This is a genomic window from Niveispirillum sp. BGYR6, assembly GCF_027568365.1.
GTDB lineage: Bacteria > Pseudomonadota > Alphaproteobacteria > Azospirillales > Azospirillaceae > Niveispirillum.
The window spans coordinates 122,506-149,084 of the sequence record NZ_JANLNL010000002.1 but is presented as its reverse complement, the minus strand read 5'-3'; the positions used below and the strand labels follow the sequence as shown (position 1 = coordinate 149,084).

The following is a 26,579-nucleotide window of genomic DNA, read 5'->3' as shown; positions in this document are numbered from 1 at the left end:
CTCAACCCCTCCGCCCGGCGGCGGTCATCGCGTCACGGTCGGCGGCAGCATCGAGAACGGGCGCGCCCGTGGCTTCGATGCCGCGCGGCACCACCAGGGTCACCCGGGCACCACCGCCCGGCCGATCCTCCAGCAGCAGCGCACCGCCGTGATCTTCCATGATCTTCTTCACAATCGCCAAGCCAAGGCCGGTGCCCTTGGCCCGCGTGGTCACATAGGGCTCGGTCAGCCGGTCACGTTCCTCCGTGACCGGCAGGCCCTTGCCATTATCTTCCACCGCCAGCAACACCCGCTCATCCTCCACCGTCAGGCGCAGGGTGATTTCACCGGGCAGTGCATCGGTGCCGGCGGGCGTTTCCTCAATCCGGCCTTCGATGGATTCACCGGCATTTTTCAGCAGATTGGTCAGGGCTTGACCAATCTGCCGGCTGTCACAGGTCAGCAGCAGCGGCGCTTCCGGCAAGGCTGCCTGGAAGCGGATCGCCGGATAGGCGGAGCCCTGCAGCACCACCGCTTGTCGGCAAAGATCCTGCATCGCGGTTGGCTTCATCACCGGCTGCGGCATCCGGGCGAAGGCAGAGAATTCATCCACCATGCGGCCAATATCATCGACATGGCGGACGATGGTGTCCGTCATGGTGCGGAACGTATCGGGATCGCTGGTGATTTCCTTCAGATATTTGCGGCGCAGCCGCTCCGCCGAAAGCTGAATGGGCGTCAGCGGGTTCTTGATCTCATGCGCAATGCGGCGGGCCACATCGGCCCATGCCGCCTTGCGCTGGGCGGACAATAGTTCGGACACATCGTCAAAGGTGACGACATAGCCCTTCACCTCCCCGGCCACGATCTCTGCCGCCAGCCGCACCAGCAGAGTGCGCATCTGGCCATTGCGGCGGATCTGTACCTGCCCTTCCACCTGCCGGCCGGCGCGGCGGCGGATGCTGGCCATCAGCTCCGCCATTTCCGGCACCACTTCCAGCAGGTCATGGTCGATCAGGCTGGCCGGATCCCCGACGCCCAGCAATTGCGCCGCCGACAGGTTGGGCAGGTTGATGCGGCCCTGATGGTCCAGCCCCAGCACACCCGCCGAGACACCGGCCAGCACGGCCTCGGTGAAGCGGCGGCGCAGGTCCAGTTGCTTGTTTGCCTCCACCAGCTCGCCGCGCTGGCTTTCCAACTGGCTGGTCATGCGGTTGAAGGCGCGGGAGAGGGAAGCCAGCTCATCCTCTGGCTCCAGCCCGGTATCGGGCACGCGCGCTGTCAGATCGCCGGCGCGGATACGGTCGGCGGCGGCGATCAGGGCACCGATGGGGGCCACCAGATATGTTGCAAAGTTCAACCCCATCCAGATGGCGGAAAGCAGCAGCAGCACGGCAATGCCGACGAAGATCACCGTCATCCGGGCCTGCAGCGCAAAGCGCTGGCCCTCCATCTGGCGATATTCCTGAACCGCACTCTGCGTCGTGTCCATATGTTCCAGCACCCGGCTTTCCACCGGGCGGCCCACGAACAGGAAACGATCGAAATCGGCATCCAACAGAATGATGGCATTCACCCGGTTGCCGCTTTCGCTGACAATCAGCACCACCTCACCCTTGCGGGCGCGTTCCAGATCGTTGGTGTTCACCGTGGTGAAATCGAAGGCGAACCCCAGGCCGAACACAGCGTCCACCCGGCCGGTACCGTCAAAGATCACCGCTTCCGTCACGGAGCGCTGCAGCGCCTGCATCTGGAAGAACTGGCGGAAACGCGGCGGATCCCAATAGATCGAGGGCGGCAGGCGGGCAATGTCGTTGCGCATCACCTCCGCATCGCGCGACAGGGTCTGCTGGTGTTCCTTCAGATATCCCTCGGCCACGGCCAGGGATTCATTCACCACCAGCCGCACCCGGTCGCTGAACCAGCTTTGCAGGCCGACATAGAAGAACAAGGCGGAGAAGATAGCCATGATGATGGCAGGCAGCACCGCCAGGATGGAGAAGACGGCCACCAGTCGCATATGCAGGCGCGACCCCGCCATGCCGCGCCGCCGTTCCACCCACAGCGCCACGATGCGCCTTGCCACCACCGCCCCCAACAGCAGCAGCAGCACGCCATCCAGCGTCAGCAACAGGGTGACGGTGTTCTGATCATTGCCGACGGGCAAGGTCTCGGTCAGTGCCGCATAGGTGGCGGCACCGGCAGCAATGGCGGCAATGGTCAGCGCCACCGCCGCAATGGCCGACAGGTGCCGCCCGCGTGACCAGCCGAAAATGCGCCGCCACAGCCCTTGCGACGGGGGCGTCAGGTCGGGTGCCACATCAGTCATGCGGCACCGAAGGAAGGGTAATGGCGTCAAACAATCCGGTAGGGAGCAAAGCGTCTGCCTTGGCTGGACGGAACCTGCGCGAAGCAGAACTGTTACCAGAAAGCTACACTATGCGCCAGCCCGCAACGTGACAAAGCTGCCACAAGGTGTGGTTGGACAGGGTGAATGTGAACAGCTGTCGATAGCACTGATCGGGAAGCCCTGCTCCCCCTCCAAACTGCCGGGGTACAGGATGTTCCCTGTACCCCGGCAATCCGGCTTTTACTTCAACCCGCGCACCACCTGGATATCCAGGTCACGGATCTTCTTGCGCAAGGTATTGCGGTTCAGCCCCAACATATGGGCGGCCTTGATCTGATTGCCCCTGGTCGCGGTCAGCGACAGGGACAGCAACGGCCGCTCCACCTCCCGCAGGATGCGGTCATAAAGGCCGGCGGCGGGAATGCCGTCTTTATGCGCCGCGAAATATTCCCGCAGATGCCGTTCAACAGCGGCACTCAAGCCCTCATTCACCGGTTCCTGTGTGGGGGCAGCGGCCGGGTTGGTTTCCGCCAGCTCGGTGTCGATGACATCCAGGCTGATAATTTCCTGGGAATAGAGTGCCGCCAGCCGCTGCACCATATTTTCCAGTTCACGCACATTGCCCGGCCAGCGATAGCGTTTCAGCCGGTCCATGGCGGCGTTATCGACGCTTTTGTGCGGCAAGCCCTGCTGTGCGGCCTGGTTCAAGAAATGCCGTACCAGGGCCGGCACATCCTCTGTGCGTTCACGCAGAGGCGGCAGGCGGATCGGCACGACATTCAGGCGATAGAACAAATCCTCCCGGAACAGGCCCTGACGGATCAGGGTACGCAGGTCACGGTGGGTGGCCGCCACGATGCGCACATCGGTCTTGATCGGGGTGCGCCCGCCAACCGTGGTATATTCGCCCTCCTGCAACACGCGCAGCAGGCGTGTCTGCGCCTCCAGCGGCATATCGCCGATTTCATCCAGGAACAGGGTGCCGCCCTGGGCCTGCTCAAACCGACCGGTTGACCGCATGGTGGCGCCGGTGAACGCCCCCTTCTCATGCCCGAACAGTTCAGATTCGATCAGTTCACGCGGGATGGCCGCCATATTGATGGCGACGAACGGGCCGCCCCGCCGCTTGCCATAATCGTGCAGCGCGCGCGCCACCAGTTCCTTGCCGGTACCGGATTCCCCCGTGATCATCACCGTCAGGTCCGTGCCCATCAACCGGGCCAGGACACGATAGATTTCCTGCATGGCCGGCGAACGGCCAATCAGGGGAAGACTCTCCTCCTCCTCTTCCGGCTGCGGTGCAGGGGCTGGCTGGCTGGCTGGTAACGGGGCCGACAGCGCCTTCTGCACAATCGCCATCAAGTCCTTCAGATCGAAGGGCTTGGGTAGATATTCAAAGGCACCACGCTCCGCTGCCTTGACCGCGGTCAACAGCGTGTTCTGTGCGCTCATGACAATGATGCGCAATTCCGGTCGCAGCTTCTTGATGCGCGGGACCAGATCAAGCCCATTCTCATCCGGCATCACCACATCAGTGATGACCAGGTCACCTTCCCCTTCCTGCACCCACCGCCACAAGGTGGCGGCATTGCCTGTCGTTCTCACTTCGTGCCCCAGGCGGGTCAGCGCCTGTGTCAGCACGGTCCGGATCGCCCGGTCATCATCCGCAACGAGAATGGTTGCGCCCATTTTTTAGGCACCCTCTCCGTTAACCCCAGCACCGGTGACCGGGAGGGAAACCTTGAAGATCGTGCGTTTCGGCACGCTTTCAAAGTCGATCACCCCCCCATGGTCACCGATGATCTTGGCGACCAATGCAAGACCCAGGCCGGTTCCATTCATCTTGGTGGTGACGAAGGGATCGAACAGGTTGACGCGCAGGTCATCAGGGATGCCAGGGCCGTTATCCGCCACACAGACCAGCAGGGGCAGATGCATCCGGCTGTCTGATCCCGCCACGGCCAGCCGCACCCCATGCTGATAGGCGGTGGAGAGCATGATCTCCCCCCCCTGTTCCGGGCAGGCCTCGGCCGCGTTCTTCACCAGATTAAGGAAGACCTGGACCAACTGGTCGCGGTTGCCCAGCACCGGCGGCAGGGAAGGATCATATTTCTCAATAAAGCGGATATGGCGGGCAAAGCCGGTCTGGGCGATGCGGCGCACATGTTCCAGCACGGCATGGATGTTCACCGCCTGGCGCTCCAGCGGACGCCCATCGGTAAACACCTCCATCCGGTCCACCAGCGCGACGATGCGGTCCGCCTCGTCGCAGATCAGGCGGGTCAGTATCTGGTCATCTTCGTTGGCATTTTCTTCCAGCAACTGGGCCGCCCCCCGGATGCCGGACAGCGGGTTCTTCACCTCATGCGCCAGCATGGCCGCCATGGCGACGACGGAACGGGCGGCCCCGCGATGGTTCAGCTGACTGTCGATCCGCCGGGCAATGGAGCGTTCATGGATGGTCAGCACCACCTGATCGGGCGGATCGCCCAGGGGGGCCGCCTGCATGGTCACGCTGTGCGGACCGATGCGCTGGGTCTCCACACTGATCCCGTATTTGCAGACCGTTGAATGGGTCAGGCGGGCCTGATCCAGCAGGTTGAAGACGGGGCTGTCCTCCGGGATCAGCTCGCTCAGCGGCGTCCCCATGACGCGGGTGGCGCTGACATCAAAGAATTCCTGGGCTTCCAGATTGATGAAGCGGATCAGCCCCTCGCCATCCACCACCATCACCGGGTCCGGCAGGGCAGCCAGAATGGCCGTCGGATCAATATCGCCGCCATTGCGGCGGGGATAGACCGGGCTGCGCGCCATCAGGCGGCCACCCGCGCGATGACGCCCCGGTCCATGCTCGCCTTATAGAAACCGGCAATATGCTGCTTCATCACGTCCGGGCTCTCCGTGGTCATGATGGCGTTGCGGTAATCGGCGGAACCGGGCAGGCCCTTGGAATACCAGGCGACATGTTTACGGGCGATCTTCAGCCCGGCATCGATGCCGTAATGGGCCAGGATCGCATCATAATGTTCCAGCACGATCTGCATCTGCTCGGCCAGCGACGGTTCCGGCAGAATCTCGCCCGTGCGCAGATAATGCATCACCTGGGCGATGAACCAGGGCCGGCCGTAAGTGCCGCGCCCGATCATGATGCCGTCGGCCCCGGATTCCTCCAGGCAGCGCACGGCATCGTCAAAGCTGTTGATATCGCCATTGGCGATCACAGGGATCTTCACCGCCTCCTTCACCTCGCGGATGAATTTCCAGTCGGCGGTGCCGTTATACATCTGGCAACGGGTGCGGCCATGCACGGTCAGCATCTGAATACCGCATTCCTCGGCGATTTTCGCCAGACGCGGGGCATTCAGATTATTGGCGTCCCAGCCCTTGCGCATCTTCATCGTCACCGGCACGGAAACGGCCTTGACGGTCGCCTCCATGATCTTGCCGGCCAGCGGCTCATCCTTCATCAGGGCGGAACCGGCATAGCCGTTGACCACCTTCTTCACCGGGCAGCCGAAATTGATATCGATGATATGGGCGCCGCGATCCTCATTCAGCTTGGCGGCTTCGGCCATCACATCCGGCTCACACCCGGCCAACTGCATGGAAATCGGCGCCTCATCCAGGCTCCATTCCGTTTTCAGCAGGCTTTCGCGGGTGGCGCGGATCATTGCCTGGCTGGCAATCATCTCCGACACCACCAGCCCGGCGCCAGTGCGTTTCACCAGCCGGCGATAGGGCATGTCGGTGACGCCGGAAAGCGGCGCCAGGATCACCGGATCCTCAATGCGCACGGGGCCAATCTGGATGGGGTTGAGACGCTTCGCCATATCGCTGATACCTTTGCACCGATTTGATGCACTGCCCCGATATGGGTGCAAAATCGCCTAAAAAACAGGCATATTTCGCAGATGCATCAAAATTAGGCGAGACGCTATCATATCGTTTGAAAATTGCAATATTGCGCAGCCGCATGTCCGCTGCTGCGGTGACGCAAACCGGCCGGTGCGGCACGGGTTGGCGAAGCCGTCGAAGCGCGCTAGGTTCCGCCATCCCACCCATTGCCATGGTCGCCCGATGCCAAGCTGTGTTGCCCTGATCGTCGCCGCCGGACGCGGCACCCGTTTCGGGGCCGATCTGCCCAAGCAATATCTGCCACTGGCGGGCAAGCCCGTGCTGCGCCGCACGGTGGAGGCGTTTTTACGCCGGCCGGAGATTACCGCTGTCCGCGTCGTCATTGATCCGGCCTTCAGCGACCTTTACGAACAGGCGGTGGCGGGGCTGGACCTGCCACCGCCCATCACCGGCGGGCCGACGCGACAGGACAGTGTGCTGAACGGGCTGGAGGCCCTGGCCGGCCAAGCGCCCGATCTGGTGCTGATCCATGATGCCGCCCGCCCGCTGGTGGATGGGGCTGCCATCGCCGGGGTGATCGCCGCATTGGAACAGGCACCGGGTGCGATTGCCGCCACGCCCTTGGCCGACACGCTGAAGCGCGGCGGGGATGCGGGTGGTGCCAAGGTTACCAGCGCCGGCACGGTGGACCGCACCGGCCTGTGGCGGGCGCTGACACCGCAGGGCTTCCGCTTCCCCGATATCCTGATCGCCCATCGCCGCGCCGCCGGCCTGAACCTGACCGACGATGCCGCCGTGGCCGAACAGGCCGGCCTGTCCGTCACCCTTGTCCCCAGCAACCCGGATAATCTGAAAGTGACCACCAAGGACGATCTGGCCCGCGCCGAACGGCTTTATCTGGCGGGCCTGGGCGATGTGCGTACCGGCACCGGTTTTGATGTCCACAAGTTCCATGATGGGGATCATGTCTGGCTCTGCGGTCTGAAAATCCCGCATGATCAGGGGCTGGAGGGGCATTCGGATGCCGATGTCGGCCTTCATGCCCTGACCGATGCCCTGCTGGGTGCGATCTGCGCCGGCGATATCGGTCAGCATTTCCCACCCACCGATCCGCGCTGGAAGGGGGCGGACAGCGCGCAATTCCTGCGCCATGCCGCCGATCTGGTGGCGGAAAAGGCTGGCGTGATCGCCCATGTCGATGTCACCCTGATCTGCGAGCGGCCCAAGGTCGGCCCGCACCGGGCCGCCATGGTGGAACGGATCGCGGAGATTCTGGCCATCGATCCTTCCCGTGTCAGCGTGAAGGCGACGACGACGGAAGGGCTGGGCTTCACCGGCCGCCGGGAAGGCATCGCCGCCCAGGCCGCCGCCACGGTGCGCCTGCCGCTGGTGCTGGATTGATCGCCTGACAGGGGGATGGCCAATGTTCCCGGAACACCTGACCAAGCGGGCCGATGATATCCGCGATGCCTATCAGGCGGCGGGCCTGTGGATCGCCACGGCGGAAAGCTGCACCGGCGGGCTGATTGCCGGCTGCCTGACCGCCGTGGCCGGATCGTCCGCCGTGGTCGACCGGGGCTTTGTCACCTACACCAATGAAGCCAAGACGGCGATGCTGGGTGTCCCTGCCCCGCTGATCGCAGATCATGGCGCTGTCAGTGAGCCGGTGGCCTGTGCCATGGCGCTGGGCGCACTGGCCCATTCCCGGGCTGACGTTACGCTGGCCGTCACCGGCATTGCCGGACCGGGCGGCGGTTCGGTGGAAAAACCGGTGGGGCTGGTCTATATCGCCCGCGCCCGGCGGGGCGGTGCGGTACTGGTGGAACGCCATGTCTTTGCCGGCGACCGCACCGCGGTTCGCCTTGCCACCGTTGAACGCGCCCTCACCCTGGCGCTGGCCGTCACCCAAGGGAACGCGGCATGAGCATCACGCCCACCATTGAAATCGCCGACACCATCCTGCGGGAATGGACCGATCAGCCCGATGTGATCGCCGCCTTTCTGGCCGGCTCCGTTGCCAAGGGTAATGCCGGGCCGGGATCGGATATTGATGCCGTGCTGGTCTATCACCATTTGCCCAGTGCTGTGCGGGAGACGCATGAACGGCTGGGCATCACCGTGGAACTGTTCCTGCACGATCCCGATACGCTGGCCTATTTCTGGGAGGCGGATCGCCAGATGGGCAAGCCCTCGCTGGCCCGCATGGTGGCCAATGGCCTGCCGGTGGCGGGCGATCCCGGCCTGATTGAGGAATTGAAGCGGCAGGCCCAGGCCGTGCTGGATGGCGGCCCGCCCGAATTGCCGGAGGAAGAAAACCGCTCCCGCCGCTATGCCATCTCCGACCTTGCCGCCGATCTGGCCCAGCCGCGCAGCCCGGCTGAGCAATTGGCCATCGGGGCGCGGCTTTACATTGATCTGGCGGATTTCACTGTGCGCGCCGCCGGCGCCTGGACGGGCAGCGGCAAGGGGCTGGCCAAAGCCTTGATGCGGCTGGACCCGATGCTGGCCGCCACCTTCGAACATGCCTTTGGGGAGCTGTTTGCCAATCAAGACCCATCGGAGGTGCTGGCGCTGGTGGATCTCTGCCTTGCCCCCTATGGCGGCCGCTTCATGGCCGGCGACCGCCGGCCGGCCCCGGCGGACTGGCGGTTGGGGGATTAATAGCGCCCTAGCAGCCCCGCCCAGGCCAAGCTGATCTGCCGCCCCACCTGTGGGCGCAGCAGGTCGCGGTGCAGCGGGTCATAGCCCAGCTTGGCGATCCGCCCCAGATAATGGTCGCCCAGCTTCGCCGGCAGCAGGGCCGGCAGGGCCGCCTTCGCCACCTGCCCGCGCAGGGCGCGGGCGCGGCGCAAATGGTCGGCAGCACTATCGGCCACCACCTGCACCACCTTGGCCAGCCCCGCTTCCGGCTTCATCTCATAGAGTGCCGGTTCGGTCACGCCATGCTGGATCATCAGATTGGCCGGCAGGCGCGACCGGTGACCGCGCGCCAGAAAGGGCACGGCACGGATGATGCCGGTCAGGGCCCAGCCGGTGCCGACCAGCCGCGCCGCCTCCTGGCTGGCCGGATCGGTCGCCCCCAGTATCTGGGCCGCCAGTTGCATCACCGGGGCGCCGGTGACCTGGGCATAGTTGATCAGGCATTCCAGATCGGCCGGCGCCTCATCATCCATATCGGCTTCGCGCCCGTCGATCAGCCGGTCGAACAGGGCGCGGTCCAGCCCATGGCGGGTGATGGCGGCGGCCAGCGGCTCCACCACCTCATGCCGGCGGGGCTGGCCTTCATAGGCACCCTCGATGCTTTCCCGCCACCATTGCAGGCGGATCTGACCCAACATAGGCTCGCTCACCACCTCCCGCGTCTTGGCGACCTCCAGATTGAAGGCATAGAGCGCGAACAGGTCTTCGCGCCGGTCGGCGGGGGCGAACAGGGCGGTCAGGTACCGGTCATGGTCGTAGCGGCGCACGGAGTCGGCGCACGCGCTCAGGATCGGTTCGGCCATATCGGGGGTCTCTGGCGGCGGCGGAACGGGATTGGAAGCATGGCTTATAGGCGCTGGTGCGCCCCTTTCCTAGAGTCCGTTCATCCTGTGGAGATGATTGAACCTTTGCCACCGCAGCGGGTTGACCATATGTCACCGCGGTCGTATCTCTCAACCCCGTGTCAGGCCGTTCCAATCATTGGGGCGGTGCAACATTCAGCCACAGGAGCCGTCCATCATGGCGTTCACCCTGCCGGAACTCAGCTACGACACCGCAGCGCTGGAGCCGCACATCGATGCCCAGACCATGGGTCTGCATCATGGCAAGCACCACCAGACCTATATCACCAATCTGAACAATGCCCTGGCTGATCACAGCCAGTTGCATGGCCTGTCGCTGGAAGACCTGCTGGCCCGCCTGGGCGAGCTGCCGGAAAGCATCCGCACCGTCGTGCGCAACAATGGTGGCGGCCACGCCAACCATTCCATGTTCTGGTCCATCATGGGCCCGAATGGCGGCGGCGAGGCGACCGGTGAGGTTGGTTCCGCCATCGTCCGCGATTTCGGTTCGTTTGAGGACTTCAAGAAGAAGTTCAACGAAGCCGGCACCAAGCAGTTCGGTTCCGGCTGGGTGTTCGTCACCGCCGACACCGCCGGCAAGCTGGCCATCGTTGCCCAGCCGAACCAGGACACCCCGCTGTTCAACCGCACCCCGGTGCTGTTCGGTAACGACGTGTGGGAACACGCCTATTACCTGAAGTACCAGAACCGCCGCGCGGACTATCTGGCTGCCTGGTGGAACGTGGTGAACTGGGATGCCGTGAATGCCCGTCTGGCCAAGATCAAGGCCGGCTCGGTGATCTAAGGTCATCCTTAAAGTCTTAACCCAAAAGGTTGAGCAAGCCCCGACCGTGTTAACCGGTCGGGGCTTTTTTATGGCTTTTCGCCACAGGGGAACTTAAGGCGCTGAGGTGGCTTCTCCCCCGTCCCATGATCTGGCAGAGTAGTGCCGACCGTCCTCCGCGAGCAGCACCCATGGCTGATTTCCGCACCGCCCATCCTGCCGCCCAACCGGGGATACCCTCCGGGGGCCCGAGCCTGCGCAAATCAGCGGCGGGGGAAAATTTCCCCGTTGCTTCCCGCTTGATTCCGGCCCCGCTGCGGCCGCATGTCATGGCCTTCTATGCCTTTGCCCGTCTGGCCGATGATATTGCCGATGACCCGCTGGCTGAACCGGACATGCGCATTGCCCAATTGGACGCGCTGGAACGGGCCCTGGTCAGCGGGGTGGGCAACCAGCCCTGGCTGGCCCCTGCCCTGCAATTGAAGGCCAGCCAGGCGGCGACCGGTGTATCCGGCCTGCACGCCCGCCAATTGCTGCAGGCGTTCCGGCGGGATGCTCTGGGCAGCCATTGCCGGCAATGGGATGATCTGCTGCTTTATTGCCGCTACTCCGCCAACCCGGTCGGCCGCTTCCTGCTGGAACTGCATGGCGAAAGCATGGCCGCCGCCCCGGCTGCCGATGCGCTGTGCACCGCCTTGCAGATATTAAATCATGTTCAGGATTGCCGGTCCGATTGGGTGGATATTGGCCGCTGCTACATGCCGCTCAACTGGTTTGATGAGGCGGGGGGCAGTGCCGAACAGCTGGTGGAACGGCAGGCCACGCCCGCCGTGCGGCAGGTGATCAACCGCGTGCTGGACCGGGTGGATGAATTGCTGGTGCGGGCGGAGGCTTTGCCCGGCCTTGTCGTCAGTACCGGCTTGCGGCTGGAGGCGGCGGTGATCGTCTCCCTGGCGCAAAGCCTGTCGCGCCGGCTGCGCCTGCATGATCCGCTGGCGGCACGGGTGCAGTTGGGCAGCTTTGCCCGGCTGGGGTCGGTGGTGAAAGGGGTGGCGCGCGGCATTGCCCACCGCCCGGCCCGGCGCGGCCCCTGCCCCTCCTTATCCAAACAGGCGGGGGAGAATTCCACCTTCTATTGGCCGCTGCGCTTTCTGGCACCGGACAAGCGGCAGGCCATGTTCGCCATTTATGGCTTCTGCCGGGCCGTGGACGACATTGCTGACGGTCCCGGTACGGCGGAGGCCAAGCGCGTGGCGGTGACGGAATGGCGCCGCCGGGTCGATGCGCTTTACAGCCCTGCGGCGGCAGGGACGGAACGCAATGGCCCCTTGCGCGATCTGGCCGCCGCCATCGACCGCTACAAGCTGCCGCAAGCGGAGCTGCAGGCAGTGGTCGATGGCATGATGATGGATATTGACGGGCCGGTGCGGGCACCGGAACCGGCCGCTCTGGAGCTTTATTGCCGGCGGGTCGCCGGTGCCGTCGGTCTGCTCTGTGTCCGGGTATTCGGGCGCAATGACCCGGAGGCCGACGCCTTCGCCGTGGCGGTCGGCCATAGTTTGCAGCTTACCAATATCCTGCGCGATCTGGCGGAAGATGCCGCCATCGGCCGCTGCTACATGCCGGCCGACATCTTGCGGCAGGTAGGGATCGATCCGGCCATGGCCAGACGCGACCCACAGGCGGTGTTGGGCCACCCGGCCTTTCCCGCCGCCTGCGAGGCATTGGCCCTGCGGACAGAGGATGCCTTCCGCCGCGCGGCCACGCTGTTGAAGGGCGATGTGCGGCCGCTGCGCCCGGCCATCGCCATGATCCGGCTTTATTACCGCATCCTGCGCCGACTGCGGCAACGGGGGTGGAGCCCGGCGGCCTTGCTGCGTCGGCCAAAGCTCAGCAAGCTGGAAAAGATCCGCATTGCAGCGGGCAGCGTCATCGGCCGGCCACCGCGCCCCTGATCTCCCCCTTGCCCCAGCCCATCACCCATATTATCGGGGCCGGTCTGGCCGGTTTGGCCTGCGCCGTTGAACTGGCGGCATCCGGTCGGCGTGTGACGCTGCATGAAGCCGCCGGACAGGCGGGCGGGCGCTGCCGGTCCTTCCATGACCCGCTGCTGGATCGCTTGATCGATAATGGCAACCATCTGCTGTTGGGGGCCAATCATCATGCGCTGGCCTATCTGGACCGGATCGGCGGGCGGGCCGCGCTGGAAAGCCCGGACCGGGTGGAAATGCCCTTTCACGATCTGGCCAATGGGGAAAGCTGGGTATTGCGTCCCGGCGACGGGCCGGGCTGGATTTTCAATCCCGCCAGCCGGGTTCCCGGTACGCGCTGGTGGGATTATCTGCGCCCGCTCACCCTGCCCTTTCATGGTCAACGGGCGCGGGTGGCCGATGTGCTGGCGATGGACAGCCCGATCGGCCGGCGGCTCTGGCATCCATTGACGGTATCCATCCTCAACACAGCCCCGGCCGACGCCTCCGCCCCTCTGCTCTGGTCTGTTTTCCGCCGTACCTTGTTGAAGGGGCCGGCGGCCTGTCGCCCCTATATTGCCGGACCATCGGGGTTGTCAGGCGCCTTCATTGACCCGGCTTTGGCTTGGCTGCGGGCAAGGGATGTGACCATCCATTTTGGGCATCGTCTGCGGGGCTTGACGATTCAGGACGGGCGGGTAACGGCATTGGATTTCAGCGCCGGGCCCCTGGGCCTGGGGCCAGAGGATCGCGTGGTGCTGGCGGTACCCGCATCGACGGCGGCGGAACTGCTGCCGGGCCTGACGGTACCGCTGGACCATGGCGCCATTCTGAACGCCCATTTCCGCCTGCCTGCGCCGGTACCGTCACTTCCGCCCTTCATCGGGCTGGTGGGCGGGGTGGCGGAATGGCTGTTTCGGCGGGGCGATGTGCTGTCGGTCACCGTCAGCGCCGCCGACCGGTGGATGGACCAACCGTCTGACGAACTGAGGGAAATTCTGTGGGCGGATATTGCCCGCCTGTTGCAGACCCCCAACGCCCCCTGCCCGCCCTGCCGTATCATCAAGGAACGGCGGGCCGGTTTCGCTGCCACGCCGGCCAACGCAGCGCGTCGACCCGGTTCGCAGGTGAAGGGCCTGAATAATTTAGTACTGGCAGGGGATTGGACCGATACCGGCCTGCCTGCCACTATTGAAGGGGCGGTTCTATCGGGACAGCGCGCCGCCCGGCTGGTACGGACTTAAACCGGCAGCAGGGCCGCCGCTACGCGCCGCCCTTCGGCCAGCAGTACATTATAGGTGCGGCAGGCGGCGGGGCTGTCCATCACATCCACCACCACGCCGGCCTCCCGCAGCGCCTTGCGCAGGGCCGATGGCAGCAACTGCATCTTAGCCCCACAGCCCAGCAGCAACACCTCCACCTTCGGGTCGGCCTGGGTGATCAAGGAGAAGCTCTCCAGCGTCAGGCCGGCGAATCCGCTGACATCCCAGGGGTGGGTGACGTCCGGCTGCACGATCACCGGCTCCTGATACAGCCGGTTGGAAACGCGGAACATGCCGGGCCCATAGGTGTCGATCACCTGACGGTCGGCGGGGATGATCGGGGTCACATCCATCGGATACCTCGGCTGTGTATGTCCGATATAACAAGGCCCGCGTTACCCCTGTTCCCAAGGGCTGCGCGGGCCTTTCAGGCACAACAAGCGATGATATTACTTGTCGTCGCCCTTCACCGGCTCGGTCTTGCTCAGCACGCTGGTGATGGTGCCGCGCATGACGCGGACGCGCACGCCCTCGGCGATTTCCACCGTCACATCATCATCGGTACCCACCTTGATGACGGTGCCGACAATGCCGCCGCCAGTGACGACCTTGTCGCCCCGGCGCAGGGCGTCCAGCATCGACTTATGTTCCTTCATCTTCTTCTGCTGCGGACGGATCAGCAGGAAATAGAAGACGACGAAAATCAGCACCAGCGGCGCCAGCGACATCAACTGTTGCATCCCGCCCCCATCGGTCGGGGCTGCGGCAGCCTGGGCATAGGCCGTGGAAATGAACATCAACTGCTCCTCAAAGGACGGATCTTTTCAGGCGAAACGCCAGACGCGGGGACTATACAAGGGGACGGGCGGGTTGCAACCGAAACTCACCCCAGCCATGCGGCTGAACCGGGTTTGATGGCCGCTTCCACATGCTACCGTTCCGGCCCCGCACAATTGGGGTGGGCGCTTGCCGCCCGCAAGCCCCCATCTTGCCCGAAAACCGCGACAGACGCATGACCATGACCGACACTTCCCATCCGTTGCTGCCGATCCTGTCCCGCATTGCCGACGCGCTGGACCGGCTGGCCCCGCCCGCCACGCCGCGCGCTGATCTGGCGGCGGCCGACGCCTTTGTCTGGCGCGCGGCGGAACTGGCCCTGGTGCCGGTGGAAAAGGTGTCCTTCGTGGAGCTGGAACTGTTGCAGGGCATCAACCGGCAGCGCCAGCAATTGCTGGAAAACACCCAGCGCTTCGCCCGTGGCCTGCCGGCCAACAATGCCCTGCTGTGGGGAGCGCGCGGCATGGGCAAAAGCTCCCTGGTGAAATCCATCCATGCCCGCATCAACCGTGATGCGCCGGGCCTTCTGGTGTTGGTGGAAATCCACCGGGAGGATATTCCCACCCTGCCCAAGCTGCTGGATGTGCTGCGCGCCAGCGACCGCCGCTTCCTGCTTTTCTGTGATGACCTCTCGTTCGGCACCGATGACGGCCAGTACAAATCCCTGAAAGCCATGCTGGAAGGCGGGATCGAGGGACGGCCGGAAAATGTGCTGCTCTACGCCACCTCCAACCGCCGGCATCTGATGCCGCGCGACATGATCGAAAATGAACGCTCGACGGCCATCAACCCAGCGGAGGCGGTGGAGGAGAAGATCAGCCTGTCCGACCGGTTCGGCCTGTGGCTGGGCTTCCATTCCTGCGATCAGGATACGTTCTTCGCCATGATCGAGGGCTATGCCGCCGCCTATGGCCTGAGCATCCCGGTGGAGGAATTGCACGCCGCTGCCGTGGAATGGTCGGTCACACGCGGCAACCGGTCGGGCCGCGTCGCTTGGCAATTGATTCAGGAGCTGGCAGGAAGCCAGGGCCGGCGCCTGGGTTGAGCCGCTGGGCCTTTCCGATAAAATCCCCATCTGTGGCACCCACATTTCCCCCGAAGGGTCGGAGGCTGCATCATGAGTACGCTGGCGGCGGATAACGCCCTGATCTTGCAGCAGGCCGCCGACTGGCTGGCGGCGGGCAAACCGGTGGCGCTGGCCACCGTTATCGGCACCTGGGGTTCCGCCCCCCGCCCGGTCGGCAGCCTGATGGCCATTGCCGGGGACGGCGCCATGGCCGGATCGGTTTCCGGCGGCTGTATCGAAGGGGCGGTGGCGCTTCAGGCGGAAAAGGTGATGCAGGAGGGGGAGCCGCGCCTGCTCTCCTTCGGCATCAGCAATGACATGGCCTGGGAAGTGGGTCTGGCCTGTGGCGGCAAGCTGGAGATCTATCTGGAGCCGGTAACATGAAACGCCGTGTATTCGAGGCGCTGCGCCGGGCCCAGCAGGCCGGCCAGGCGGTCGCCCTGGTCACCGATATGGGCACCGGCTTCCAGACCCTGGTGGGCGGCGATGGGCGGCAGCAGGGCGATGTGGGGCTGGAGGATGAATTCCTGCCCCAGGTGCTGGATGCCATCCGCCATGATCGCAGAGGCATGGTGGAATTCTATGAGGGCCGCTTCTTCATCAATATCTTCGCCCCGCCTTTGCGGCTGTTCATCATCGGTGCGGTGCATCTGGCCCAGGCATTGGCCCCGGCGGCGCGGCTGGCCGGATATCAGGTGGTGGTGATCGACCCGCGTGCGGCCTTTGCCACGCCGGCGCGGTTTCCCGACATCGACCTGGTGCCGGAATGGCCGGATGAGGCGCTGGCGACCTTGCAGCCCGATGCACGCAGCGCCATCGTGACGCTCAGCCATGATCCCAAATTCGACGATCCGGCCCTGAAGGCCGCCCTTGCCACTCCCGCCTTCTATATCGGTGCCCTGGGTAGCCGGAAAAGCCATGCCAGCCGCCGCGAACGGCTGTTGGCCGATGGGGTGACAGCGGCGGATTTCGCCCGCATCCGGGGGCCGGTCGGGCTGGATATCGGGGCCGTCAGCCCGCAGGAAATCGCCCTTTCCATTCTGGCGGACATGGTGCTGCAGCGGCGCGGCCCGCGCCAGAAGGCGGCGAAGGAATAAGGTGGATGCGTTTCGGTTCCGTACCGACCCTTATGGCGGCTGGCCATATCCTGGCCCATGCGCTGTCATTGCCCGATCAACGCCTGCGCAAGGGTCATGTGCTGACGGTGGCGGACCGGGACCGGATCATTGCATCCGGTATCGAAATGATCATTGTCGCCCAATTGGAACCCGATGATGTGGTGGAAGACCGGGCCGCCACCCGCGTTGGCCAGCCGCTGGCCGGGCCCGGACTGACGCAGGGGGCAGCCTTTACCGGCCGGGTCAATCTGTTCGCGGCCAGCGATGGTTTGCTGGTGCTGGACCGGGCGGTGATTGACCGGGCAAACCGGATTGATGAAGGGGTGACCATCGCCACCCTGCCCCCCTTCACGCCGGTGGTGGCGGGGCAGATGGTGGCGACGGTGAAAATCATCCCCTTCGCTGTCCCTGAAAGCATCATTTCGCAGGTGGAACAGGTTCTGGGGGAACCGTCGATCCGGCTTTCCCCCTGGGCTGGCCTGTCGGTGGGGCTGGTGCAGACGCTGCTGCCCGGCACCAAGCCCGGCGTGCTGGACAAGACAAGGGCCGTGCTGGCGCAGCGGCTGGCGGGGATTGGCGCCGGCTTGGCCTGGGAACAGCGGGTGGCGCACGAGGAAACGGCCCTGGCCGCTGTGCTGGCGGCGAACAGGGCCGATCTGCTGTTGATCGTGGGTGCCTCGGCCATTACCGACCGGCGCGATGTCATCCCGCTGGCGCTGGAACAGGCGGGTGGCACCGTGCGCCATCTGGGGATGCCGGTTGATCCTGGCAATCTGTTGATGTTGGGGGAACGGCAGGGCAAGCCGGTATTGGGCCTGCCCGGCTGTGCCCGCTCCCCCAAACTGAATGGGGTGGATTGGCTGCTCTGGCGGTTCGGTGCGGGATTGGATGTGGCACCGGACGATATCATGGCGATGGGGGTCGGCGGCCTGCTGGCAGAGGTGGCGGAACGCCCGGTGCCCCGCGCCGTGGGTGCCCGGCAGCCGCGCATCCATGGGCTGATCCTGGCCGCCGGCAGCAGCCGGCGCATGGGCCAGAAAAATAAATTGTTGCTGCCTTTGCAGGGCAAGCCCCTGCTGCGCCATGTGGTGGATGCGGCGGCCGCGTCTCAGTTATCCGGGCTGACGCTGGTGACGGGCCATGATGATGCGGCGGTACGGGCGATGCTGGACGGCCAGCCGCTCCACATCACCCATGCCGCCGATCATGCGGCGGGGATGAGCGCCAGCCTGAAAGCCGGGCTGGCCAGCCTGCCCGCCGACCTGGATGGGGTGATGGTGCTGCTGGGGGACATGCCGCTGGTGAGGGCGGCGGATATTGATCGGCTGATCGCCGCCTTCTCCCCCGCCGATGGGCGCGGCATCTGCGTGCCCAGCCATGGCGGGCAGCGCGGCAACCCCATTCTGTGGAACAGCACCTATCTGCCGGAAATGCAGGGTTTGAGCGGTGACAGGGGCGCCCGTGACCTGTTGCTGCGCCACGCCACCGCCATCTGTGACGTGCCGATGGATCATGACGGCGTGCTGCGCGATGCGGATACGCCCGAAGCGCTGGCCGACCTGATCGCGCTTACGGGCGAACGATAAGCGACCGGCCACCGCTGCGAACCTGTTCCATCTCCACCGGTGAGGGCTTTCCCGCCTCGCCACCCAGGAAGGCCAGCACCTGCGCCATGGCGCCATGGGCCATCAGATCGGTATGGGCGCCCGCTGCCGGGCGCCAAGCGGTGACCGTGGTGGTCGCCAATGCCTCCAGCGCCTCCCCCAACGCCACCGGGATGGTGCGGTCGGCGCGGCCATGCAGGATCAACACCGGGGCGTGCACCTCCGCCATGAAAGCCGCACTGTTGAAAGGGTGACGCAGCAGGGCGCGCACCGGTATGAATGGGTATCGCTGGGCCGCAACATCCGACAGGCTGGTGAAAGGTGCCTCCAGGATCAGGGCGGCCAGCCCGCGTTCGACGGCCAGTGGCACGGCGATGCCGGTTCCCAGGCTTTCGCCCCAGATCACCAGCTTTCGGCCCGACACCCCCTGCCCGACCAGGAAATCCAGCGCGGCCCGCCCGTCAGCCATCAGCCCCTTTTCCGACGGTTCCCCCTCATTGCCGGCATAGCCGCGATATCCGGCGATCAGCACGCCATAGCCGGCATCGGCCAGCGCCCGCGCCTTGTCCGCCCGCAAGCCGGGATGGCCGGCATTGCCGGGAAACAAGGCGATCGTGGGCTTGGTCAGCCCATCGGCCGGGCGATACCAGCAATCCAACGCCAAGCCATCGGCCGTGCCGGCCTGTACCACGCGAAAATCAGCCAGTCCCCAATCGGATGGGCTCACACGGCCCCGGTGCGGCCGGAAGATCAACTTTTCCTGCTGTAGGGTCAGCATGGCGAGAAAGGCGACATACAACAGCGCCAGGATCGCCAGCAACCAGCCCATCAGCCCTCCAGCCCCGCCTGCAGGGCGTAATAGCGGGCATAGGCACCACCGGTCGCCAGCAGCTCCTCATGCGTGCCCTGTTCCACCACCTTGCCTCTGTCCATCACATAGATACGGTCGGCATCAATGATGGTGGACAGCCGGTGGGCGATGACCATGGTGGTGCGCCCGGCCTGCAACCGCCGCAACGCATCCTGGATGGCCCGTTCGGATTCACTGTCCAGGGCCGATGTCGCCTCATCCAGCAGCAGGATGGGGGCGTTCTTCAGCATGGCGCGGGCAATGGCAATCCGCTGGCGCTGGCCGCCGGACAGTTTCAGCCCCTGTTCGCCCACCACCGTGTCATAGCCCTGGGGCAGTTGGATGATGAAATCATGGGCCGCCGCATCGCGGGCGGCCTGTTCCACCTCTGCCTCTGACGCGCCAGGGCGGCCATAGGCGATATTGGCGCGGATCGTATCATCGAACAGGGCCGTTTCCTGGCTGACCAGGGCGATATTGGCCCGCAGGCTGGCCAGCGTGACATCGCGTATATCCTGTCCGCCCACCAGCACCCGCCCCGCATCCACATCGTAAAAACGTGGAATCAGGTTCAACACAGTGGTCTTGCCAGAACCGGAGGCACCCACCAGGGCCACGGTGCGGCCGGGCGGGATATCAATATCGATGCCATTCAGGGCAACGGTATCCTCACCATAGCCAAAGCGCACCTGATCCAGCCGGATACCATGCATGGAGACCGGCAGCGTTTTGGCATCGGGCCGATCCTGGATGGCGGGCTTGGCATCCAGCACCGCCAGCACCCGCTCTGCCGCCGCCAGCCCCATCTGCAACTGGGCATTCAGCTTGGTCAGCGCCTTCATCGGCTGGAAGGCCAGCATGAAGGCGCCGATAAAGGCCACCAACTGGCCCGCTGTGCTGTCACCCGTGCCGATCGTATAACCGCCATAAAGGATGATGCCGACCACGGCCACACCGCTGAAAACCTCATTGATCGGCATGGTCGACGCGGCGGTGCGATAGCTTTTGGCCGTCAGCTTGCGCAACCGGTCGATGGTCACGCCGACGCGCTTTTCCTCATATGCCTCCATGCCATAGGCCTTCACATGGCGGGCACCCTGGAAGGTCTGGCTCAATACGGCGGAGAAATTGCCCAGCTCTGCCTGCTGACGGGCGGCGATGCGGCGCAGCCGCTTACCCAGCCGCGACAGGAAAAGCCCGGAAAAGGGGAAAACGGTGAAGGCGATCAGGCCCAGCAACCAGTCCTTTTCAAACATCACCGCGATCAGCACGATCAGGGTCAGCGCATTATTGACAATACCGGTCAGGCATTCCGACACCGCCATGCGCATCTGGTTCACATCATTGACCAGATGCGAAATCAGCTCGCCAGAGGCGCGGCCATGCAGATAGGCCAGATCGGACCGGATCAGGTGGCTGTAAACCTGCCCCTGAATACGCGCCACCACCCGCTGGCCGACATGGTTGACCATGACCGAATGGCCATAGGAGGCGCCGCCCCGCACCACAAAGGCCAGAAAGATCAACCCGGCGAAGGGCAGCAGATAACCATGGTTATCCGGCTGAAATACCTTATCCAGAAGGGGCTGCAGCCCCTGGGCGATGGTGCCTGTGCCGGCTGCCTCTGCCACCATCAGCACCAGGGCCATGGCCAGCCGCAGCTTGTACGGCCCGAGATAGGTGCGCATCAGGCGACGGACCAGCACGAAGGTGGGCTGGCTGCGCTTGTTATCCGCGGGCTGCGGCACGATGATTTTGGATAAAGGCGGGGTGGCCAAGGCGGGCTGTTTCCATCAACGGGCAGATAATCCGGGCAACGGTAATGCCCGTCACCGGCTGCGAAGAGTTAGCATATTGACGGATGGGGGGCATCCGGCAATGAGAACCGGCGCAAACCCGCCATTCCACGTCGCCGTCAGGCCGGTTCCACCGGGCTCTGCCCCCGCAGCCAGCCGGCAATGATCGCCCCCACCCCTTCCTTGGTAAAGGCCACCCCCATCCCCTGGTCTGATTGGCGGACCACGCGGGCATCGGCCCGCACCCCCACCGCCGGCACTTCCAGCACCAGCAGCGTGCCCACCGGCAAGGAAGGTGCCCCGGCCAGCAGGGCACCGGAGGGGGAAACATCGCTGATCCGGCATTCGAACCGATCCGATCCGACATGCAGATGGATGGGGGCCGACACCAGCCGGCGGTCATAGCGGCGGCGGTTCGGCTTCACCAGGGCGGCGATGGCGCTGAAAAATCCGGTTCCCGACATGGCTTACAGCCTGCTGATGCAGATGGCGGTCAAATCATCGGCCAAGGGCCGCTGCACCACAGTGTCAAAGGCGGCGAGCAAACGCGCAAGCCGCTTTTCATCGGTACCGAAGGTTTCATCCACCAGCCGCAACAGCCCCTCTTCCCCCAACAGATGGCCGTTGCGATCCTCCGCCTCCGTCACGGCGTCGGAATAGACCAGCAGGCTGGCGCCCTGGGGGAACGCCACCTCATCGGCCGTCAGCAGCGGATTGTTGGAAACGCCCAGCATCAGGCCGCTGGCATCCAGCAGGGTGCTTTTGCCCGCGTAATAAAGCAAAGGGCTGGGGGCACCGGCCGCCGCGTAACGCAGCGTGCCCGCGGCCCGGTCGATGATGCCATAGAAGCAGGTGGCAAACTGCCCCACCGGCAGCAAATCCTTCAGCGGCCGGTTCAGCATGGTCAGCCAGGCCGCCGGCTCGTACCCATGCGGGGGAATACGCTCGATCAGCGTATGGAACCGAAATGTATTGATGGCAGCGGAAATACCATGGCCGGAGAAATCAGCGGCCAGAATGCCCAGCCGGTTTTCATCCAGATCAAACATGGTCCAGAAATCGCCGCCCAATTCGTCCGACGGCTCAAACCGCCCTTCGATGGACAGGCCATGGCGCAGCCCGGCCGCCGTAATCGCCCGCTGATCTGGGATCAGCGACAGCTGCATGTTGCGGGCCAGCTTCAGGTCGCTTTGCAGCCGGCGATGGAAATCAGACAGGTTACGGAAGAAAAACTGCTTTTCCAGATGCAGCCGCACCCGGGCCATGCACTCACCCGGATTGATCGGCTTGGCCAGAATATCCGATGCCCCAGCCTCAAAACACTTCACCCCCGCCGGGTCGGAGCGGGAGGATGTCTGCATCAAAACGGGCAAATCAGCCCAAGCCGGGTTGGCGCGAACCTGCCGGCACATGGCCAGCCCATCCATCACCGGCATGTCGATATCCAGCAGCACCAGATCATAATGACGGGCCGCCAGCTGCTGCAGCCCTTCCTGGCCATTGGTGGCGAAGTCAACGCCACCAATGCCCACCCAATGCATGAAGCGCGAGAGGATTTCCCGGTTGAACCGGCTGTCATCCACGATCAGCACGCGGAAATCGCCAAAGGCAATCCGCCGGGGTGCGCCGGGGAAGGCGCCCTTCTCGATATCCGCTCCACCGCTCATCGTTTGAACATCATGCTGATACGGGAGCCGCCGGCGGTGACATCCACCGCATCGGCCAACTCCCGCAGGAGACGCAGTCCCCGGCCCGATTTGGCATCCGGTGCCACATCCGGACTTGCCGCCTGATATCCCTCCCCTTCGTCACTGACGGCAACCACGGCCTGATCAGCCTCATTGCTGATATCAATGGAGACGCGGCGGCGGGCATAGTCCCGCATGGCCATGCGGCTGTGAATTTCGCGATGGAAGCGGTCAAACGCCTCCCGGTCGCCGCCGGGGCCGTTGCGGATACCCAGATTGCCATGCACCACGGCATTGCTGACCGCTTCGTGCAGGCACAGCTCCAGATCATGCACCCGGTCCGGACGCAGCCAGCCGCGCGCAATCATTTCCCCCCCCAGGATGGGGGGCATGGCCATGCTGAAACAGCTGGCCGTCGTCACCGAAACATGCAGACGATCAGGGGCGGCCAAGCCGCGCAGAGCGGGCGCCGGCAAACCCAGATCGCTCTCCACCTCCACATACCCCCGCGCGCCCCCGGCAAGGCACGCCTGCAGCTCCCGATCCGTGGCGCGCAAGGTCATCATGATGGTGCAGGGCGCGCCCGGCGGGGCAATGCCGAATCCATGCAGAACCGCGATACGCCGCAACATCGCCGGCGCCAGATCACCACCAATATTGATGGCGCTTTCTGGCGGCCGGTCAGAGCCTGCTGGTGGGGTTGGCGGCAGCGCGGTCACGGCTGGCGTTTCCCCGTCTGGTCAAGGCGTGACGCGGAAAAGCGTCTGGAATTTGGCGATCTGCAAAATGCGGCGCACCGATTCCTGTGCCCCGAACAGCTCAATCTCCACATTCTTCGGCAGGGCCACATCACGGGCAATCAGGAACATGCCAAGGCCGGAACTATCCACGAATTCCAACCCGCTGAGGTCGAACACGCAGCGTTCACCCTGCATCCGCTCGATTGATTCCACCACAGCGCGGAACTTCTCATGATCCACCAGCGTCATGCGGCCCGCGAGGGTGACGCGTAACCCGTCGGCAGCGGTCTGGACGGCGTAATCCATCGAAAGTCTCCGTGATTCAGTCGAACAGATTGTCGATTTCAGATTGGTCCAACGGATTGGGCGGTTCGTCAACAGCACTTGCGGGTGCTGGCGACGGGGAAGGCTTTGCCGCCGGTGCCGGTGTGGCAAAACCGGACATCAGCGCATCCACCTCATTCTGGTCCACCCCATCGGATCGCGGCCCGCCCAGCAGATGGGCATCGGGCCGCTTATCCTCCGGCTCCTCCGGGGTGGTTGGTTTCACCCCTTCGATATTCCAGATGGCGATCATGGCATTGACGCGCTGTTCCACATAGCGCAGCGCATTCACCACCTTGCTGGTGCGCTGGCCCGTCAGATCCTGGAAGGAACAGGCGGTGAAAATATTGGTGACTTCATTTTCGATATCGGCGCAAAGGTCAGGATCAGCCCCGCCGCGCTTCAACCGGCCGGCCACTTCCATCAAACGTTCGGCCGATTGCAGAATTTCGATGGAGGCCCGTTCCGTGGTGGAGACGATGGCATCCAGCTCATTGGTGGCGATGTCGAGTCGGTTGTTTCCCGTCTCTTTCGGGCGCAGGGCCGCGATCTCCCGGCGGGCCTGTTCGATGGAGGCCGCCATCTCCATCAACTCACCGCGCAGCGCCTCTGCACGGCCGGCGGTCTGATAAAGGTTGGCCTGCTGGCTGTAAAGGGTGCGCATTTCGCGCAAGGCGACATCAAGCTGCGCCTGCCCCGTCTCGCCCGCACGCCGGGCATGTTCACGCAGGAAGGCAACACCCTGAGGGGACGCGGCGATTCGGTCGAACAGGGCTGTGTATTCTTCTTCCGACAAGCCCCGGATGATGCCCATTTCGTTCAAGATACGCGCTCTTCCTCATGAGGGTCAGAACAGTCAGGTGCGCTGGCGACACCTTTCCCGTCCGGCCGGGCTTTCCCGCTAACCTATTGCTACCACCAATGGGGCAACACCAGCAATTGCCGAACAGCCAACCTGATCTTTTGCTTCAATCTTCAGCCCTGGTTGCGGTGAAAATGTCCAAACTGGACAATCGACTGACAATCGTTATGCTTGTCCAAAATGGACGGAGACATGATGTTGGACGTGGCGAAACTGGCCAAGGTTCTGGCATTGGCCGACAGCGCCAATGCCGGGGAAGCGGCCACCGCGATAGAAACCGCGCGCCGGATGCTGGCCCGGGAGGGCAAGCGGCTGGTTGATCTGGTTTCCGGTCTCGCCCCTGCGCCGGCAGCGCCCGCCCCCCCTCCGGCCCCGCCGCGTCCCCATCAGCAGCAACCGCGCCATTCCCCGCCACCCCCCCGGCAGGGGGATGCACCGATGGAGGTGGCGCAGGTCATCGCCCGCTATGGCAGCCGGGAGGCCGCATTGGCCCCCTGCAGCCGGGAAAAACTGCTGCGCGCGGCCGTGGCCCGCTGGGCCCGGCCACAGGAAGCGCCGTTGGACCGCTGGACCCGCAGCCTGGATGGCTGGACGACGGCCAGCCTGCCCCGGCATATGCCCCCCGATATCCGCCGCGCCGTGGAAACGGCCTATTCATTGCCCACCACCATTGCCGGTGCCCTGGCGGAGCTGGAATATTGGGAACGGCGGGACCGGGAACTGGCAGCACTGGTGCCGCATCGGGCGGAAGGCAATGACGGTCAGACCCATCTGGACCTGCCTGCCCATGCCCGTGCGATTGTCATTCGCCGGCTGATGGAACATGGCCTGCGCGCGCAGACGGCGCAGGATGCCCTGGCGCGTGCTGAATATTGGCGGGCCCGTGCCGGCCGTGGCAGCTGGATGGAAGCAGCCTTGCTTGAGGATTTGCGCCATCTGGCCCGGCTGGAAGGGGCCGTGGAACAGAATGATGAGGATAAGGGCAAACCCAGCCATTTCCGCACCGCGTCGGAGCGACGCGAGGAGGTGGTGCGGATGTTGACGGACCCGGAAACCGCCAGCCTGTCGGATCGGGAAATCGCCCGCCGGGTGGGCGTGTCGCCGCAAACAGTGGGGAACCTGCGCCGCCGGACAGGCGCTGGTGAGTAAGGCGGGTGGGCCTTACTTCACCCAATAGCCAGCGGCCTTCAACCAGGCGGGGTTCGCGGCGCGTTCGGTTTCCAGCCAGACCCGCACGGCACGGCTGACACCAGCCTCGGCAGCAATCCAGCCGAACCATGCGCCCGGCGGAAAATCCAGCCCGGCCAGGGCTGTCAGGAACGGGGCGGCATCGTCACCCTGCGTCAGGGGCCGATGAACCCAATGCAGGCTGAGATCGGCGGCACTGGTCAGGGGCAATTGATCTTCCGGTCCCGCCACGGCGGCCACGACGATGGCGCGGGCGCCAGCGGGCAATTCTTCCAGCCGCCGGGCAATCGCCGGCAGCGCTGTTTCATCCCCCACCAACAGATGCCAGTCGAAGGCCAGCGGAATCAGCATCGATCCGCGGGGCCCGCCGATGCTGAGCGGATCACCCGGCTGCGCTGACCGCGCCCAATCGGAGGCGGGGCCGCTTTCATGCAAGGCGAAATCAATGGCCAGTTGGTTGGTGGCGGCATCGTAATGGCGGGGGGTGAAATCCCGCATGATCGGCTTTTCCTCCCCCGCCATTGCATCGGGCGCCGGCGGCCGCACCGGCACCGGTTCACCCGGTCGGGGAAAGAACAGCTTCACATGATCGTCAAAACCGGGGCTGTAGAATCCCTCCAACTCCGGCCCCGTCAGGGTGATGCGGCGCATGGAAGGGGTAAGGTCGGTGACGGCGGAAACCAGCAACTGGCGGAAGCGCAATTCGTGGCGCACACGGCGTGGGGTCCGTTCATCCCCGTTCGCATTTTCCATGATATGATCTT

Annotated in this window: 26 protein-coding genes; 11 read left to right on the top strand and 15 right to left on the bottom strand. The window is 64.6% G+C overall.

The genetic code is table 11. The features are described 5' to 3' along the window. Window position 1 precedes the first annotated feature (1 nt). From PCJ49_RS04605 to dusB, 4 genes are all read right to left on the bottom strand, one after another. Window positions 2-2,308, bottom strand: a complete 2,307-nt coding sequence (locus PCJ49_RS04605) for a PAS domain-containing sensor histidine kinase (RefSeq protein ID WP_269909939.1) — start codon at window positions 2,306-2,308, stop codon at window positions 2-4. 261 nt (window positions 2,309-2,569) lie between these two features. Beyond that, the gene (ntrC, locus tag PCJ49_RS04600) at window positions 2,570-4,018 is read right to left on the bottom strand and encodes a nitrogen regulation protein NR(I) (RefSeq protein ID WP_269909938.1); all 1,449 of its coding nucleotides are present in this window, start codon (window positions 4,016-4,018) and stop codon (window positions 2,570-2,572) included. Between the two features lie 3 nt (window positions 4,019-4,021). Further along, window positions 4,022-5,143 carry an ATP-binding protein gene (locus PCJ49_RS04595; protein WP_269909937.1) on the bottom strand — a complete coding sequence of 374 codons (1,122 nt, stop codon included), beginning with the start codon at window positions 5,141-5,143 and terminating at the stop codon, window positions 4,022-4,024. Beyond that, window positions 5,143-6,159, bottom strand: coding sequence for a tRNA dihydrouridine synthase DusB (gene dusB / locus PCJ49_RS04590; RefSeq protein WP_269909936.1), 1,017 nt, complete (start codon window positions 6,157-6,159; stop codon window positions 5,143-5,145). The genes PCJ49_RS04595 and dusB overlap by 1 nt, the downstream gene beginning before the upstream one ends. 247 nt (window positions 6,160-6,406) lie before the next feature. Between dusB and PCJ49_RS04585 the strand changes: the two genes are divergently transcribed. Genes PCJ49_RS04585 through PCJ49_RS04575 form a run of 3 tightly spaced genes read left to right on the top strand, consistent with a single transcriptional unit; the run spans window position 6,407 to window position 8,845 of the window. Continuing rightward, entirely contained in the window at window positions 6,407-7,585 is a 1,179-nt protein-coding gene (locus PCJ49_RS04585) for a bifunctional 2-C-methyl-D-erythritol 4-phosphate cytidylyltransferase/2-C-methyl-D-erythritol 2,4-cyclodiphosphate synthase (protein ID WP_269909935.1), read from the top strand. Window positions 7,586-7,607: 22 nt separating this feature from the next. Next, window positions 7,608-8,108: a CinA family protein gene (locus PCJ49_RS04580; RefSeq protein ID WP_269909934.1), complete on the top strand. Its 501-nt coding sequence runs from the start codon at window positions 7,608-7,610 to the stop codon at window positions 8,106-8,108. Then, a complete protein-coding gene (locus PCJ49_RS04575; protein ID WP_269909933.1) occupies window positions 8,105-8,845 on the top strand; it encodes a nucleotidyltransferase domain-containing protein in 741 nt (246 codons plus the stop codon). Before PCJ49_RS04580 ends, PCJ49_RS04575 begins: the two co-directional genes overlap by 4 nt. On the opposite strand, the gene PCJ49_RS04570 is transcribed toward PCJ49_RS04575, so the two are convergent. Then, window positions 8,842-9,687, bottom strand: a complete 846-nt coding sequence (locus PCJ49_RS04570; RefSeq protein ID WP_269909932.1) for a phytoene/squalene synthase family protein — start codon at window positions 9,685-9,687, stop codon at window positions 8,842-8,844. The two genes, PCJ49_RS04575 and PCJ49_RS04570, sit on opposite strands and share 4 nt — an antisense overlap. 217 nt (window positions 9,688-9,904) lie before the next feature. Between PCJ49_RS04570 and PCJ49_RS04565 the strand changes: the two genes are divergently transcribed. The 3 genes from PCJ49_RS04565 (at window position 9,905) to hpnE (ending at window position 13,724) form a co-directional block, all read left to right on the top strand. After that, window positions 9,905-10,531, top strand: coding sequence for a superoxide dismutase (locus PCJ49_RS04565; protein ID WP_153203675.1), 627 nt, complete (start codon window positions 9,905-9,907; stop codon window positions 10,529-10,531). A gap of 170 nt (window positions 10,532-10,701) precedes the next feature. Further along, window positions 10,702-12,465, top strand: coding sequence for a squalene/phytoene synthase family protein (locus tag PCJ49_RS04560; protein WP_269909931.1), 1,764 nt, complete (start codon window positions 10,702-10,704; stop codon window positions 12,463-12,465). 8 nt (window positions 12,466-12,473) lie between these two features. After that, window positions 12,474-13,724: a hydroxysqualene dehydroxylase HpnE gene (gene hpnE / locus PCJ49_RS04555; RefSeq protein ID WP_269909930.1), complete on the top strand. Its 1,251-nt coding sequence runs from the start codon at window positions 12,474-12,476 to the stop codon at window positions 13,722-13,724. Here hpnE and PCJ49_RS04550 read toward each other — a convergent pair. Together PCJ49_RS04550 and yajC are read right to left on the bottom strand one after the other, a co-directional pair. After that, on the bottom strand, window positions 13,721-14,095 hold the full coding sequence (locus tag PCJ49_RS04550) for an Mth938-like domain-containing protein (protein WP_269909929.1): 375 nt from the start codon (window positions 14,093-14,095) through the stop codon (window positions 13,721-13,723). The two genes, hpnE and PCJ49_RS04550, sit on opposite strands and share 4 nt — an antisense overlap. A gap of 96 nt (window positions 14,096-14,191) precedes the next feature. After that, the gene (gene yajC, locus PCJ49_RS04545; protein ID WP_089289598.1) at window positions 14,192-14,539 is read right to left on the bottom strand and encodes a preprotein translocase subunit YajC; all 348 of its coding nucleotides are present in this window, start codon (window positions 14,537-14,539) and stop codon (window positions 14,192-14,194) included. Between the two features lie 221 nt (window positions 14,540-14,760). Between yajC and PCJ49_RS04540 the strand changes: the two genes are divergently transcribed. From PCJ49_RS04540 to PCJ49_RS04525, 4 genes are all read left to right on the top strand, one after another. Next, window positions 14,761-15,624, top strand: coding sequence for an ATP-binding protein (locus PCJ49_RS04540; RefSeq protein ID WP_269909928.1), 864 nt, complete (start codon window positions 14,761-14,763; stop codon window positions 15,622-15,624). A gap of 72 nt (window positions 15,625-15,696) precedes the next feature. After that, window positions 15,697-16,029: an XdhC family protein gene (locus tag PCJ49_RS04535; protein WP_269909927.1), complete on the top strand. Its 333-nt coding sequence runs from the start codon at window positions 15,697-15,699 to the stop codon at window positions 16,027-16,029. Next, complete coding sequence (locus tag PCJ49_RS04530) at window positions 16,026-16,742, top strand: XdhC family protein (protein ID WP_269909926.1); 717 nt, start codon at window positions 16,026-16,028, stop codon at window positions 16,740-16,742. The genes PCJ49_RS04535 and PCJ49_RS04530 overlap by 4 nt, the downstream gene beginning before the upstream one ends. Window positions 16,743-16,747: 5 nt before the next feature. Further along, window positions 16,748-18,349 (top strand): molybdopterin-binding/glycosyltransferase family 2 protein, encoded by a 1,602-nt coding sequence (locus PCJ49_RS04525; protein WP_269909925.1) that lies wholly within the window; start codon window positions 16,748-16,750, stop codon window positions 18,347-18,349. Here the strand turns inward: PCJ49_RS04525 and PCJ49_RS04520 are convergent. From PCJ49_RS04520 to PCJ49_RS04490, 7 genes are all read right to left on the bottom strand, one after another. Next, on the bottom strand, window positions 18,333-19,196 hold the full coding sequence (locus tag PCJ49_RS04520; RefSeq protein WP_269909924.1) for an alpha/beta hydrolase: 864 nt from the start codon (window positions 19,194-19,196) through the stop codon (window positions 18,333-18,335). The two genes, PCJ49_RS04525 and PCJ49_RS04520, sit on opposite strands and share 17 nt — an antisense overlap. Continuing rightward, window positions 19,196-20,965 (bottom strand): ABC transporter ATP-binding protein, encoded by a 1,770-nt coding sequence (locus tag PCJ49_RS04515; RefSeq protein WP_269909923.1) that lies wholly within the window; start codon window positions 20,963-20,965, stop codon window positions 19,196-19,198. The genes PCJ49_RS04520 and PCJ49_RS04515 overlap by 1 nt, the downstream gene beginning before the upstream one ends. A gap of 167 nt (window positions 20,966-21,132) precedes the next feature. Further along, window positions 21,133-21,477: a PilZ domain-containing protein gene (locus tag PCJ49_RS04510; protein ID WP_269909922.1), complete on the bottom strand. Its 345-nt coding sequence runs from the start codon at window positions 21,475-21,477 to the stop codon at window positions 21,133-21,135. A gap of 3 nt (window positions 21,478-21,480) precedes the next feature. Continuing rightward, window positions 21,481-22,680, bottom strand: coding sequence for a fused response regulator/phosphatase (locus PCJ49_RS04505; protein ID WP_269909921.1), 1,200 nt, complete (start codon window positions 22,678-22,680; stop codon window positions 21,481-21,483). Then, the gene (locus PCJ49_RS04500) at window positions 22,677-23,420 is read right to left on the bottom strand and encodes an ATP-binding protein (RefSeq protein WP_269909920.1); all 744 of its coding nucleotides are present in this window, start codon (window positions 23,418-23,420) and stop codon (window positions 22,677-22,679) included. The genes PCJ49_RS04505 and PCJ49_RS04500 overlap by 4 nt, the downstream gene beginning before the upstream one ends. A gap of 21 nt (window positions 23,421-23,441) precedes the next feature. Continuing rightward, a complete protein-coding gene (locus PCJ49_RS04495) occupies window positions 23,442-23,747 on the bottom strand; it encodes an STAS domain-containing protein (protein ID WP_089289606.1) in 306 nt (101 codons plus the stop codon). A gap of 16 nt (window positions 23,748-23,763) precedes the next feature. Beyond that, window positions 23,764-24,588, bottom strand: coding sequence for a hypothetical protein (locus PCJ49_RS04490; RefSeq protein ID WP_269909919.1), 825 nt, complete (start codon window positions 24,586-24,588; stop codon window positions 23,764-23,766). 231 nt (window positions 24,589-24,819) lie between these two features. Between PCJ49_RS04490 and PCJ49_RS04485 the strand changes: the two genes are divergently transcribed. Then, entirely contained in the window at window positions 24,820-25,776 is a 957-nt protein-coding gene (locus tag PCJ49_RS04485; protein ID WP_269909918.1) for a hypothetical protein, read from the top strand. A 12-nt stretch (window positions 25,777-25,788) separates the two neighbouring features. Here the strand turns inward: PCJ49_RS04485 and PCJ49_RS04480 are convergent, their stop codons facing one another. Then, window positions 25,789-26,568, bottom strand: a complete 780-nt coding sequence (locus tag PCJ49_RS04480; protein ID WP_269909917.1) for a siderophore-interacting protein — start codon at window positions 26,566-26,568, stop codon at window positions 25,789-25,791. Window positions 26,569-26,579 lie beyond the last annotated feature (11 nt).